Origin of the sequence: Phytomonospora sp. NPDC050363, assembly GCF_040655735.1 — a bacterium.
Classification (GTDB): Bacteria; Actinomycetota; Actinomycetes; order Mycobacteriales; family Micromonosporaceae; genus Phytomonospora.
In genome coordinates, this window is record NZ_JBFAKK010000013.1 from 21,617 (window position 1) to 34,784 (window position 13,168).

The following is a 13,168-nucleotide window of genomic DNA, read 5'->3' on the forward strand; positions in this document are numbered from 1 at the left end:
CAGTGCCGGGAGTAGTGCCCGAGGCCGCTCGCCGCCCTTGCCCGCCCGTGTCATCCTCTAGTAGAGGTGACCCGCCGTGCCAGTGCCGAATCTCGTCGACCGCGCCGTCAGGCTGTTCCGGTTCCTCGCGCGGGTACAGCAGTTGCGGTCCGATCCGCCGCGCACCGTCGAGGCCTACCAACAGGGCGGCGGTGCCGTGCTGTGGTTCGCCGGCATCCCCGAACATCCCGCCGTCACCGCGATCGGGCCCGAGCCCGAACCCGACGACGTGCTGCTCACCGTCGACCGGGTGGCCCGCGTGGACCCGCCCCGCCCGACCAGCGGCCTCGCCGCCCGGCTCATCGGGGTCCTCGACGATCCCGAGCTGCCGCCCCAGGTCGAGCACGGTCCCGACCCGGAGCACGCCGCCTACCTGGAGACCTGGAACGAGTGGGCCGCGACCGAACGCGTCGAGGCGCCGGTCCGCGACCTGTACGGCCGGCTCTTCGCGATGCACGTCGCCGCCAGCGGCCACCCCGAAGACCTCGAACTCGTCCTCGGGATCGGTTGCCTCGCCTGGACCCCGCCCGAGGAACCGCCCGTCCGGCGCCACCTCCTGACCGCGCCCATCGCCATCGGCTTCGACGCCGACACCGGCCGCCTGTCGGTGGTGCGCGTCAAGGCGCTCGACGCGCTCGCCGTCGAACTGGAGATGATCGACCCCGGCCGCATCGCCGCTTCGGCACAGCTGCCCGGAATCCGCTCCGACGCGCAGGGCACCGTCGCCCACCCCATGCACCGGGGCGAGCAGGGCCCGCTCGTCCGCAGGCTCGTGCACACCCTCGACGCCGACGGGGGCTACAGCGACGCCGACGTCGCGCCCGAGCACGGCCGCCGGGCGCAGGCGTCCTTCGCGCCGGCGCTGATCCTGCGCAGGCGCTCCCACCGCGACCTGGTCGAGATCTACGAGGCCATCGGCGAGGAGCTCACCCACACCCGCCGCGTGCCCGAGGGTCTGCGGCCCCTCGTCGACCCCGACCACATCCCCGAGACCGAACCGGGCGGGCGCGACGGCGCACTGGTCACTGTGGACGGAGATCCTTTCCTTCCGCTGCCCGCCAACGACACCCAGCGCCGCATCCTCGAACAGGTCGACACCCGCGCCCAGACCCTCGTGCAGGGCCCGCCGGGCACCGGCAAGACCCACACCGCCGCGCTGCTCATCTCCCACCTGCTCGCGCGCGGCGAGCGGGTCCTGGTCACCGCGCACACCGACCGCGCCCTCAAGGAGGTCCGCGACAAGCTCCCCTCGGCGATCAAGCCGCTGTCGGTGGCCGTCGTCGGCACCTCGCGCGAGGACATGTCCGACCTGAAGGTCGCCGTCGAACGCATCGCCGTCGCCTCGGCCGAGCACGACCCGCGGGTCGCCGCCGAGACCATCGACGCCTGCCTGGCGGCCATCGACCGGCTCGGCCACGAACGCGCCGGACTCCACGCGCGTCTCGTCGACGCCCGCGAGGACGAGGTCCGCGTGCACGACTTCCGCGGCAACCGGGGCACCCTCGCCCAGATCGCCACCCGGCACCGCGAGCTGGCCCCCCGTTTCTCCTGGCTCAACGGATACGCGGAGGTCGACGCCGCCGACGTGGCCCCGCTCGACTCCGCCGAGGCCCTCGCCTGGCTGGCGATGCTGCGCGACGAGAGCCTCGCCGCCGACGAACCCGAGGCCGACGCCCGCCTCGTGGAGCTGGCCACGGTGCCGGATCGGGGAATCTACGCCGATCTGCTCGCCTCCGTGCCCGGCCTCGGCGTGCTCGCCGACCGCGTCGCGGCCGCTCCCGTCCCGCGCGTGTTCGCCGACCTGGTCGCCACCGAACGCACCGCCGTCGAGGCCGAGACCGCCCACAAGGAGCTGCGGGAGCACCCCGCCTACCGCGCGGTCACCGCGCTGGATCCCGAACTTCGCGGGGAACTGCGGGAGCGGCTGCACCGCCTGGCCGACGAGGCCGGCGACCTCGCCCGCTGGCGCGAGCGCTGGATGGACGAGGCGCTCGTCGACGTCCGCTCCGGCCGCGCCCAGATCTGGCGGGCCCGCGCCCGCCAGATCAGCGAGCTCATCGACCGCGCCTCCCCGCTCGTCGAGCGCATCGGCCCGCTGACCCACGTCGAGGTCAAGGCCGGCGAGTTCGGTGCGCTCACCGCGCTGGCCCGTCAGTTGCAGGCGCACCTGGTCGCCGGTGGCCGCATCAAGGCCGGACCGGACGGGGTCGTGCGTCCGGGCACCTTCACGCCGAAGCCGGTCAAGCAGGCGCAGCCGCTGTTCGAGCGCGTCCGCGTCGACGGCCTGCCGCCGACGACCCGCGAGCGAGTCGACGTCTTCTGCACCTACGCCGACGCGCTGGCCGCGCTGGCCGCGCTCGACCGGGCCTGGCCGGACGGAACGCCCGTCCCCGCGGGGAAGTCGCTGTCGGAGCGCCTCCAGTGGCACCTGACCGAACGAGCGCAGCTCGGCCGGGTGCTGGCGCTCGGCGGCGCCCTCGACCGCGAGGAGCAGTCGCTGTCGGGCCTGGGCCTGCCGCGTCCTGATTGGACGGATCTCGCCTCGGTGCGCTCGTACGCCGCCCTCGTCGAGGCCGCGGCCGCCGCCGACACGGTCCGCTCGACGGGCGTCCCGCTGGCCCGGATCGCCGAGGTCATCGGGGAAGTGGCGCGCTGGAAGGACGCCGCGCCCTGCGTCCGCGAACTCGACGAGGCCGTCTCCGCCCGTGACGTCGACGCCTACGCCGCCGCCCACGCGCGGCTCGCGCGGCTGCACGAGGTCCGCGCGCAGGCGGCCCGCCGCGACGAACTCGCGCGTCGGCTGTCCACTGTGGCCGAGGGCCTGCGCGAGGCTGTGCAGGCCGAACCGGCCGATCCTTTGTGGCGCAAGCGCCTCGGTGACTTCGCCGAGGCCTGGGACTGGGCCGCGACCGGCGCGTGGATCTCCGGCCGCGACGCCGAGGACGTCAACGTTCTGCGCGGCGAGGTCACGGCCGTCGAGGAGCGCATCCGCGCGCAGGTCGAGCGGCTGGCGGCCACCCGGGCGTGGAGCCACGCCGTGTCGGCCGAACGCCTCACCGGCGCCGCCCGGGCCAACCTGACCCACTACGCGCAGCTGGTCCAGCGGCTCGGTAAGGGAACGGGCAAGTACGCCGTGCAGCGCAGGGGCGAGATCCGCCAGGCCATGGACCGCTGCCGCGAGGCCGTCCCGGTGTGGATCATGCCGGTCTACCGGATCGCCGAGCAGCTGCGGATCCGGCCGGGCATGTTCGACGTGGTCATCGTCGACGAGGCGTCGCAGGCCGGCCTGGAGGCGACCTTCCTGCAGTACCTGGCGCCGAAGATCGTGGTGATCGGCGACGACCGGCAGGTCTCGCCCTCGGCCGTCGGCGTCAATCAGCAGCGGCTGCGCGACCTGGCCGGCCAGTACCTGTCCGACGATCCCTACCGCGCTTCCTGGCAGGATCCCCGGCGCAGCCTGTTCGACGAGGCGAAGATGCGCTTCCGGGGCATGCTCACGCTCACCGAGCACCGGCGCTGCGTCCCGGAGATCATCGGCTTCTCCAACCGGGTCGCCTACGAACCCGACGGCATCCGCCTGCTTCCCGTGCGGCAGTACGGGGTCGAGCGCCTCGACCCGGTCCGGCCGGTGCACTGCCCGGACGGGTACACGCGCGGCCAGACCGGCGGGAAGGTCAACCCGGTCGAGGTCGAGGCCGTCGTCGCCCAGATCGAGAAGTGCGTGACCGACCCCCGCTACGACGGGCTGAGCTTCGGGGTCATCTCGCTGCTGGGAACCGCGCAGGCCAAGGCGATCGAGCGCGAACTCCTCGACCGGATCCCGCCCGAGGAGTGGGCCGCCCGCGACCTGCGCTGCGGTGACTCCGCCGACTTCCAGGGCGCCGAGCGCGACGTGATGTTCCTGTCGATGGTCGCCGCCCCGAGCGACCGCCTCGGCGTGCTCACCGGCGACGTCTACGTGCAGCGCTACAACGTCGCCGCATCCCGGGCCCGCGACCAGATGTGGCTGTTCCACTCGGTGCCGCTGTCGGACCTGGGCAACCCCGAGGACATGCGCTTCCAGCTCCTCGACCACTGCTACGCCGTCGCCCGGGGCACCGGCGCGCTCGCGGCGAGCGAGCAGGTCGGCGACACCGTTCGGGTCGCGCCCTTCGAGTCGCTGTTCGAGCAGCGTGTCCACAATCGACTCTGCGGGCTCGGGTACACCGTCCTGCCCCGCTTCCCCGTCGAGGGCTACGAGATCGACCTGGTCGTGGTCGGCGCGAAGGCGCGGCTGGCCGTCGAGTGCGACGGCGACACCTGGCACGGTCCGCAGGCCTACGAGCACGACCTGGCCCGCCAGCGCGACCTTGAGCGCTGCGGGTGGCGTTTCCACCGGGTCCGGGAGTCGGCCTTCGCGGTCGACCCCGACGCGGCCCTCACCGAACTCGTCGGCAGGCTCCGTGAGCTGGACATCCATCCGGCGGCGCCGGAATCGCCCACGGTGTCGGCATGAGGGTGCTGCTTTTCGGTGGGACGGGAATGATCGGGCAAGGTGCGCTGCTGGCGTGCCTGCGCGACGAGCGCGTCAGCGAGGTGCTGGCTGTCGGGCGCGCCGCGACGGGCCGCGCGCATCCCAAGCTGACCGAGCTGATCCGAGAGGACTTGTTCGACCTGTCCGATGCGGAGGAACGGTTGGCGGGATACGACGCCTGCCTGTTCTGCCTCGGGGTGTCCTCGGCGGGCATGAAGGAGCCCGAGTACCGGCGCGTCACCCACGACCTGACGCTGTCGGTCGCCGAACCGCTGGCCCGGCGCAACCCGTCGATGAGGTTCCTCTACATCTCCGGCGCCGGAACCGATCCCGATGGCCGCAGCATGTGGTCGCGCGTCAAGGGCACCACCGAGAACGCCCTGCTGGCGCTGTCCTTCGAGGCCTACATGATCCGTCCGGGGATCATCCAGCCGCGCGACGGCATCAAGTCGAGGACGCGGCTCTACCGGATCGGCTACACGGTCATGCTCCCCGTCCTGAGTGGACTCCGGGCGGTCGCGCCGAACGCCGTCACCACCACCGACCTGCTCGGGCGCGTGATGGTCGACGTCGCCGCCGACGGCGCCGACAAGCGCGTGCTGGAGATGGCCGACATCAACCGTCTCGCGCCGTGACCTCGGTGTAGAACAGCCCGAGCCGGTCGATGCGCCACAACTGGCCGACGACGACCAGCGTCGCACCGAAGACGGTCGGCCAGATCTCCAAGGCGACCAGGCCCCAGGCGATCATCGCGAACCCGGCGACGCCCAGGCCGATCAGCAGGCGCAGCACGCCGCGATGGTCGGCCGAGATCGCCGACTTGTCGGCCAGCCACCGCCGCTCGCCATAGATCCCTCGGGCCGTCCAGCTCCGCGGGGAGTCGACGGGCGGAAACGCGCGCGGGTTGAGCCACAGCCACACCACGACGGCCGCGATGGGAAGCAGCGACCACCAGCCGATCCACGTCCGGCTCCAGATCGCGGCGAGCATCAGCGGGATGGCGGCGAAGCGCGTCCACACGCTCCACGGGTTCGCGTGCCGCCGCCAGGCCTCGTCGGACATCCTGAAGGCGGCGGCGATCTTCGGCAGCGCGCTCACCGCGGGCTCCCCTCGGTGCTCAGTCCGCGGGCGAGCGTGCGGATCGTGGCGTCGAGGACCTGCGGGTACTCCTCGCCGAACAGCTCACGGTTCATCACGACGAGCCCCGCGGTGCGCATGACCCCGATGACCGTCTCGGCGCCGACGTCGGCGGCGATCAGGCTTTGCTTCTGACCGGCGGTGACGTAGTCGAGCAGCGGCTGCACCAGATGCGGGCGGACCTGGGCGAGTTCGCCGGCGCCGACCCGCCTGGCGACCGCCCGCAGCTCGTCGGGATGGGTGAGCAGGCGCCGGTAGAACGGGTCGGTGGTGAGCACCTCGGTCAGGGCGCGCATCACGTCGCACAGGCCGTCGACCGTCGGCGGCGCCTTCAGTGCCGGCGCGAGCCGCTCGGCGATGAGCGGCGCCCGGCCGACCATGACGGCGGCATAGAGCGCCTCCTTGGAGTCGAAGAAGGCGTAGAAGCTGCCCTTGGCGACCTCGGCGGGCGCGACCAGTTCGTCGAGGGAGGTCTTCTTGAGGCCCTGGGCGGCGAACAGGCGCTCGCCGGTTTGGAGGAGGAGCGCGCGAATGCGCTCGCGCTCGGCGGGGGTGAAGGGGACGGCCATGGGGTGGCTCCTGCTATGAACGGATGGGATATTCGGTCATAGCTTAGCGCGGGGGAGCCCTCAACGAACGCGGACCGACCCGTTTCCGCTGACGGGCCGATCCAATGGCTAAGACGTGCCGAACGCTCAATAAGGTTTCACGTCCCCGCCACAAGTGGCCCAGGCCCACCGGGCCGAGGGGCCCCTACGCGACCTTCCTCGCCCCCGAGATCGCCTGCGCCAGCCGCTCCAGCAGCGGCGCGCATCCCGCGTACGAGTAGCGCGGCTCGCTCGACCACGGCGTGATCTGCCCCGTGACGACCGCCGGCAGCTTCGCCCACGCCGGCTTCGACGCGAGGTCGGCGGGCTGGAGCGCGGAGGTGCGGTCGTCGAGCAGGAGCAGGTCGGCGGCGTACTTGTCGGCGTTCTCCCAGCTCAGGCTCTCGAAGAAGTCGCCGTCGTCGAGCTTGTCGGGCACGATCAGCTCGACGCCCAGCTCGGTGAAGAAGGTCAGGTCGGTGCTCATCGCCGGGTTCGACGCGTAGAACAGGTCCGCGTCGCCGGAGCACGCGAGGATCTTGATCCCGGGATTGGCCGCCACGGCCTGCCGGATCGCCTCGACGGCCGCCTCGAACCGGGTCTTGGCGGCGGTCACGGCCGCCGACGACAGGTCGGCCCCGATCGCCTCGCCCAGCTGGTTGTAGCGGTCGATGGGCGTCTGGAGCGTGGCGTCGTAGACCTTGATCCCCACGCTCGGGATCACGCCGAGGATCTTGTCCTTCGACTCCGCCGGCACGTACCAGAGGCTGTCCGGCTCGAACATGTTGCTGATCAGCAGGTCCGGGTCGAGCTTGGCGTACTCCTCGATGTTGAACTCGCCCCACGCGTTGCCCAGCACGGTCACCTTCGACACGTCGAGCTCGCCGGCCTGCACGTCGGGGGTGCCGTCGGCCTTGGTGGTGGGCCCGAAGACGCCGACGACGCGGTCGCCGAGGCCGAGGTCGTGCAGTGCCGCGGCGGCGCCGATGAACGCGACGATGCGCTGGGGCGCGGCGTCGAGGGTGGCGGTCTGCCCGCGGTCGTCGGTGAAGGACCAGGCGCCACCGCCGGAGCCGGCGTCGTCCTTCGAGCCGCACGCGGCCAGGAGCGCGCCGAGGCCGATGGCGCCGCCAGCGGTGAGGAGGCCGCGCCGTGAGATGGTCGAGGGGCTGCGCATGGTCGGTGCCTTTCGTGCCGAGGGAATTGAGTTAGGTTAGCCTAGCCAAATGCTTCGATCGCAGGTCGAGGCGGCCGCCCCTCCGGCCAAGTACGCGCCACAAGCGGTGCGCGCGCTCGGACTCCTCGCCGCCCTCGCCGTCCTCCTCGCCGTGACCGTCGCCAGCCTCGGCCTCGGGTCGCGCCCCCTGGGCGTCGGCGAGGTCTGGGCCGGCCTGACCGACGCGGCCTCGGCGACCTACACCGTCGTGCACGACATGCGCCTCCCGCGCACGCTTCTGGGCCTCCTCGTCGGCGTCGCCCTCGGCCTCGCGGGCGCCGTCGCGCAGGCCCTGACCCGCAACCCCATCGCCGACCCGGGCCTGCTCGGCATCAACGCCGGCGCCTCGGCCGCGGTCGTGTCGGCGATCACCTTCCTCGGCGTGACGTCCTTCACCGGCTACATCTGGGCCGCCTTCGCGGGAGCCGCCGTCGTCTCCGCCCTCGTCTACGTCGTCAGCGGCAGCCGAAGCGCCACACCCGTCCGCCTCGCCCTGGCCGGCGCCGCCGTCAACGCCGCCCTCTACTCCTTCGTCAGCGGCGCCCAGCTCCTGTCGGCGGCCTCCCTCGACCGGATGCGCTTTTGGACCGTCGGCTCCCTCGCCGACGCGCGCATGGCCACCGTCTGGCGCGTCCTGCCCTTCATCGCCGTCGGTGTCGCCTTGTCGCTGTTCCTCGCCCGCGGCCTCAACGCGCTGGCCCTCGGCGACGACACCGCCCGCGCGCTCGGCGCCCGCCCCGCCCCGACCCGGGTCGTCGCCATGATCGCCGTGACCCTGCTCTGCGGCGCCGCGACGGCCGCGTGCGGCCCGATCGTCTTCGTCGGCCTGATGGTCCCGCACATGGTCCGCTCCGTCACCGGCCCCGACCTGCGCTGGATGCTGCCCTACTGCGTCGTCCTGTCGCCGGTCATGCTCCTCGGCGCCGACATCATCGGCCGCGTCGTCGCCCGCCCCGGCGAGATCCTCGTCGGCGTGGTGACCGCCGTCGTCGGCGGCCCGCTCTTCCTGTTCCTGCTGCTGCGCCGCAAGGCGGTCGCGGCATGACCGTCCTGCGCCACCGCTCCATCTCGCTGCGACTGCGCGCCCGGCCCCTGCTCGTCGCGGCCGGCTGCGCGCTGATCACCGCCGCGGTCGCCGTGGTCTCCATCGGCAGCGGTGACTACCCGCTCAGTCCCGCCGAGGTCGTCACCACCCTCCTAGGCGAGGGCAGCCGCATGGATGCCTTCGTCGTCAACGAACTGCGCCTCCCGCGCGTGGCGACCGCCCTCGTCGTCGGCATCGCCCTCGGCCTGTCCGGCACGGTCTTCCAGGCCCTCGTCCGCAACCCCCTGGGCAGTCCCGACGTCCTCGGCTTCACACAGGGGGCCTCGGCCGGCGCGCTCACCGTCATCGTCCTCTTCGGCGGCGGTGGCGCGGTCCTGGCCGGCGGCGCCGTCGTCGGCGGACTGGTCACCGGCGCGATCATGTTCGGCTTCGCCGGCCGCGCCGGCGCCCACGGCTACCGCCTCGTCCTGGTCGGCATCGGCCTCGCCGCGATCCTGTCGGGGGTCAACGGCTACCTGCTCACCAAGGCACAGATCATCGACGCCGCCCAGGCCTCCCTGTGGCTCACCGGCAGCCTCGACGGCCGCGGCTGGGATGACGCGCTGCCGCTCGCCGTCCTCCTCGTCGCGGTGATCCCACTGCTCGTCGCGGCGTCCCGCGCGCTGCTCATGCTCGAAATGGGCGACCAGAGCGCCGGCGCGCTCGGCGTCCCCGTCGGACGCCTGCGACTGCTGCTGTTCACCGTCTCGGTCCTGCTGGTGTCCTTCGCGGCCGCCGCGGCCGGACCGGTCTCCTTCGTCGCGCTGACCGCCCCGCATCTCGCCCGCCGCCTCACCCGCGCGCCCGGCCCCAACCTGCTGGCCTCGGCGACGATGGGCGCGGCGATCCTCGTCGTCGCCGACTGGGTCGCCCAGCGCGCCTTCCCCGGACACCAGCTGCCCGTCGGCGTCGTCAGCGGCCTCCTCGGCGGCGGATACCTCGTCTGGCTGCTGGTCACCGAACGTAAAGCGGGCCGCATCTGAACCACCGCCGGTAAACAAACCTGCCCACGCCGGTGTGTCCACCAGCGACGACGTATTTCAATCCGTGACTGAACGCCACTATCCTGGCCGTCAGCCAACGGCGGGGAGGTGCCGACGTGCGCATGGTGGGGCGCGAACGGACGATGCACGAGGCCGCGTGCGCCCTCGCCGGGCACCGCAACGTCCTCCTCCACGGCCCTCCCGGCATCGGCAAGTCCACTCTCGCCGACGCCCTCGCCGCCCGCGCCCGCGCCGAAGGCGTCCGCGTCCTGCGCGCGGTTCCCGCCGCCGTCGAGAGCGAACTGCCCTACCTCGTGCTCATCGACCTCTTCGGCGAGAGCGTCACCGCCGCCCGCACGCTCCCCGCGCACCTGCGCGAAGCCCTCGACGTCGCCCTCCTGCGCACCCGCGGCGCCGGCATCGGCCCCGACGAGCTCACCGTGCGCATCGCCGTCCTCGAACACCTGCGCCGCATGGCCGCCGAGTCGCCGGTCCTCCTCGTCATCGACGACGCCCAATGGGTCGACGAGGCCAGCGCCGACGTCCTCGCCTTCGCCGCCCGCCGCATCGGCGACCTCCCCGTCGCGCTACTGGTCACCGAACGCGTCGACGAAGGCGAACCCACCGCCCGCGCCCTGTGCCCCGACCCCCTCACCCTCCCCGTCGAACCCCTCGGCCAGGCCGCCATCACCGAACTGCTCACCGGCGAACCCGGCGCCCACGCCGCCCGCCGCGTCTTCGAGGCCAGCGGCGGCAACCCCATGTACGCCGTCGAACTCGCCCGAGCACTCGGCAGCGGCCCCGCACCCGCCGACCACGAACCCCTCCCCGTCCCCGACCGCCTCCGCGACCTCCTCGCCCAGCGCCTCACCGGCCTCGACGACGACACCCGCCGCGCCCTCCTCTACGCCGCGCTCGTCTCCCGCCCCACCCTCGCGCTGCTCATCCGCGCCGGAACCCTCCCCGCCGACGGACTACAGGCCGCCGAGACCGCCCGCATCATCACCGCCACCGACGACGGCGACGTCGGCTTCCTCCACCCCCTCCTGCGCGAACTCGTCACCAGCGACGCCGGCTGCGCCGCCCGCCGCGCCGCCCACGCCGAACTCGCCACCGTCGTCGACGACCCCGTCGAACGCGCCCGCCATCACGCCCTCGGCAACCCCGCCGCCGACGCCGACATTGCCGCGCTCGCCGAGACCGCCGCCGCCGAGGCCGCGGGCAGGGGAGCGCCGGGCACCGCCGTGTCGCTGGCACGCCTGGCGGCCCGCCGCACCCCGCCGCAGGACACGGCCGCGATCGCCGCCCGCCTCCTCACCGCCGCCTGCTATGCCCACGACGCCGGGCAGGTCGCCGAGGCGCGGCAACTCGCCCAGGCCGCCCTGTCGGCAGGGGGCGAGCCCGAGACGCGCGTACGGGCCCGCATCCTGCTCATCGACCTCGGCGACCTCTCCGACGCGCCCGAGCACCTCGCCGCGGCCGCCGCCGACGCCGGCGAGGACACCGCGCTGTGCGCCCGGGTGAGCCTCTACGAGGCCTCGCTGGCGTACTTCGACCGCCGCAACGACGACGCCGCAGACCACGCCGACCGGGCCGAAAGCCTCGCCCGGAAGGCCGGCGAGACCGCGCTGATCGTCGAGGCGCTCGGCGTCCGCGCCACCATCGCCTCCCCTTACGCCTCCGAAGGCGGCAGCGAGTCGTCCGACGCCCTGCACGAGGCCGCATACCGCCTCGCGGAAGGACTCCCGGTCACCACCGCCTCCATCGACGCCCGGCAGATGTGGGCGATGACCGCGCTGTTCCGCGGCGACCTCGCCACCGCCGTCGACGAGATCGGCCGCCTCGAACGCGACGTCCGCTCGCGCGGCCTCGTCTCCGACCTCATGGGCGTGCTCATCTCCACGACCTCGGTCAACGTCCGCGCCGGAGACGGCCCCGCCGCCCTGCGCGCCGGCGACGAGTGCGAACGGCTGTTCCTCGACGCCGCCCCGACCCCCTGCGTCGGACTCGTCGTCGGCGCCAGCGGCGAATGGTGCGCGGGCGACCCGCGCCGGGCGGTGGAACGCGCCGCCAACGCCGTCGCCGTCTGCGAACGCCTCGGCGACGACGAATGGCTGGAACCGGCCCTCGCCATCCACGGCCAGGCCCTGCTCACCACCGGCGACGCCACCGCCGCCGTGACCGCCTTCGACCGCGCCGCCGAACTCGAAATGGCAAGCGCCGCACGGGATCCCGCCATCATCCCCTGGCACGCCGACCACATCGAGGCGCTGATCGCCACCGGTGACCTCGACGCCGCCGAAGAACGCCTCACCGACCTCGCCGAGCGCATGGAACTCTTCACCCGCCCGGTGATCGGCGTGCAGGTCGAACGCGTCCGCGCCCTCCTCACCGCCGCCAAAGGCGACGCGCTCGCCGCGCTGTCGCGACTCCGGGCGGCCATCGACGCCCAGGGGCCCGCCGCTTACCCGATCGAGGCCGCTCGCGCCGAACTGACCCTCGGGCGCATCGCCCGTCGCGCCCGCCGCCGCGCCATCGCGCGCACCGCCTTCACCGCCGCCGTCGAGGGCTTCGCCGCGATCGGCGCCCACGCCCACCTCGCCGTCGCGCGCGACGAACTCGACCGCCTCGACCACCACCGCGACAGCCGCGCCGAGGGTGGCGACGGCCTCTCCGAGGCCGACCGGCGGCTCGTCGCGATGGTGCGCGCGGGTGCGACGAACCGCGAGGTCGGGGCCGCGCTGTTCTTGTCGGTCAAGGCCGTGGAGGCGCGGCTTTCCCGGCTGTACCGGCGTTTCGGGGTGCGCAACCGGGCGGAGCTGCTGCACCGGCTCACGGAGTGAGTTCCCCCGACGGAAACCGCCTCCCGGTCCTCCGCGTCCCACTCCTGCCCGGCGCGAACGCTTCCACGCGCGGCCGCCCCTTGCCCGTCCCCACACCTGCCTGATCAAGCCTCCCCGAAGTTTCGCTTTCGGTGGAGGTTTTCCCTTGCGCCCACCCTTGCGGGGCCCTCCGGGGCGTGATTTTTCGCTCCCGGCATGGAACAACAGGACAGCGGAAGCCACACCGAACGGCCGATGTGGCGAAGGCGAACGCATGACCTGAGAGGGAGACATGGCAGGGCATCCCAGGACGCCGACCGGCGAGAACTTCGCGGTCGCGTTCACCGCCCCGCCGGCGCCCTCGGGCCGGGAGTTCCACGGTGGTTCCGGCAACGCCACCGAGCAGTCCTCCGGCCACGTCATCGCCTTCGACGCCATCGGCCATCGGTGGACGGCCGGGGTCGCCACGGCGACCGGGACGGAAGAGACACCGGCCGGCTGAGCTTCCTCGGGCGGGGCGCTCCCGTCGGGCCGCGGCACCGGCCCGTCGGGAGCGGATGGCGACATCCGCCCGAGGCGGGGGACCCTGTGAGGAGTGGGGAACCACAGGGTCCCTCGTTATCCGCCCGCTCCCGGCGCGCGGCCGTCCACTGTGGATGGACTGCCGGGCGGTGGGGCGAGCCGACGCACCGGCCCGCCCCACCACCGGTCCGCCGGTCAAGATCGGGAAACCCGGCGCGAGGCCGCGGCGAGGGGTATCTTGAGGGCCGCTCGACCCAGATCCGCA

Annotated in this window: 9 protein-coding genes; 6 read left to right on the plus strand and 3 right to left on the minus strand. The window is 73.3% G+C overall.

What is annotated here, in order from left to right; all coding sequences use genetic code 11:
- The first annotated feature begins 76 nt into the window (after nucleotides 1-76).
- Complete coding sequence (locus AB0I28_RS29645; protein ID WP_357498832.1) at nucleotides 77-4,534, plus strand: AAA domain-containing protein; 4,458 nt, start codon at nucleotides 77-79, stop codon at nucleotides 4,532-4,534.
- Nucleotides 4,531-5,187 (plus strand): NAD-dependent epimerase/dehydratase family protein, encoded by a 657-nt coding sequence (locus AB0I28_RS29650; RefSeq protein WP_357498834.1) that lies wholly within the window; start codon nucleotides 4,531-4,533, stop codon nucleotides 5,185-5,187. The genes AB0I28_RS29645 and AB0I28_RS29650 overlap by 4 nt, the downstream gene beginning before the upstream one ends.
- Here the strand turns inward: AB0I28_RS29650 and AB0I28_RS29655 are convergent.
- The 3 genes from AB0I28_RS29655 to AB0I28_RS29665 form a co-directional block, all read right to left on the minus strand.
- Nucleotides 5,168-5,650: a DUF6653 family protein gene (locus tag AB0I28_RS29655; RefSeq protein WP_357498836.1), complete on the minus strand. Its 483-nt coding sequence runs from the start codon at nucleotides 5,648-5,650 to the stop codon at nucleotides 5,168-5,170. The two genes, AB0I28_RS29650 and AB0I28_RS29655, sit on opposite strands and share 20 nt — an antisense overlap.
- Nucleotides 5,647-6,258, minus strand: coding sequence for a TetR/AcrR family transcriptional regulator (locus AB0I28_RS29660; RefSeq protein WP_357498838.1), 612 nt, complete (start codon nucleotides 6,256-6,258; stop codon nucleotides 5,647-5,649). Before AB0I28_RS29660 ends, AB0I28_RS29655 begins: the two co-directional genes overlap by 4 nt.
- Nucleotides 6,259-6,442: 184 nt before the next feature.
- The gene (locus tag AB0I28_RS29665) at nucleotides 6,443-7,453 is read right to left on the minus strand and encodes an ABC transporter substrate-binding protein (RefSeq protein WP_357498839.1); all 1,011 of its coding nucleotides are present in this window, start codon (nucleotides 7,451-7,453) and stop codon (nucleotides 6,443-6,445) included.
- Between the two features lie 49 nt (nucleotides 7,454-7,502).
- Between AB0I28_RS29665 and AB0I28_RS29670 the strand changes: the two genes are divergently transcribed.
- The 4 genes from AB0I28_RS29670 to AB0I28_RS29685 all read left to right on the plus strand — a co-directional run bounded on the left by AB0I28_RS29670 (nucleotide 7,503) and on the right by AB0I28_RS29685 (nucleotide 12,883).
- Nucleotides 7,503-8,537, plus strand: coding sequence for an iron chelate uptake ABC transporter family permease subunit (locus AB0I28_RS29670; RefSeq protein WP_357498841.1), 1,035 nt, complete (start codon nucleotides 7,503-7,505; stop codon nucleotides 8,535-8,537).
- Nucleotides 8,534-9,559: an iron chelate uptake ABC transporter family permease subunit gene (locus tag AB0I28_RS29675; RefSeq protein WP_357498842.1), complete on the plus strand. Its 1,026-nt coding sequence runs from the start codon at nucleotides 8,534-8,536 to the stop codon at nucleotides 9,557-9,559. The genes AB0I28_RS29670 and AB0I28_RS29675 overlap by 4 nt, the downstream gene beginning before the upstream one ends.
- 122 nt (nucleotides 9,560-9,681) lie before the next feature.
- Nucleotides 9,682-12,402, plus strand: coding sequence for an AAA family ATPase (locus tag AB0I28_RS29680; RefSeq protein ID WP_357499205.1), 2,721 nt, complete (start codon nucleotides 9,682-9,684; stop codon nucleotides 12,400-12,402).
- A 271-nt stretch (nucleotides 12,403-12,673) separates the two neighbouring features.
- Complete coding sequence (locus AB0I28_RS29685) at nucleotides 12,674-12,883, plus strand: hypothetical protein (protein WP_357498844.1); 210 nt, start codon at nucleotides 12,674-12,676, stop codon at nucleotides 12,881-12,883.
- Nucleotides 12,884-13,168: the final 285 nt, after the last annotated feature.

Bases quoted from the DNA above. Each gene is read 5' to 3' on its own strand.
- AB0I28_RS29680 (WP_357499205.1), top strand. From the start codon at position 9,682: ATGGTGGGGCGCGAACGGACGATGCACGAGGCCGCGTGCGCCCTCGCC.
- AB0I28_RS29665 (WP_357498839.1), bottom strand. From the start codon at position 7,453: ATGCGCAGCCCCTCGACCATCTCACGGCGCGGCCTCCTCACCGCTGGC.
- AB0I28_RS29675 (WP_357498842.1), top strand. From the start codon at position 8,534: ATGACCGTCCTGCGCCACCGCTCCATCTCGCTGCGACTGCGCGCCCGG.
- AB0I28_RS29685 (WP_357498844.1), top strand. From the start codon at position 12,674: ATGGCAGGGCATCCCAGGACGCCGACCGGCGAGAACTTCGCGGTCGCG.
- AB0I28_RS29660 (WP_357498838.1), bottom strand. From the start codon at position 6,258: ATGGCCGTCCCCTTCACCCCCGCCGAGCGCGAGCGCATTCGCGCGCTC.
- AB0I28_RS29650 (WP_357498834.1), top strand. From the start codon at position 4,531: ATGAGGGTGCTGCTTTTCGGTGGGACGGGAATGATCGGGCAAGGTGCG.
- AB0I28_RS29670 (WP_357498841.1), top strand. From the start codon at position 7,503: ATGCTTCGATCGCAGGTCGAGGCGGCCGCCCCTCCGGCCAAGTACGCG.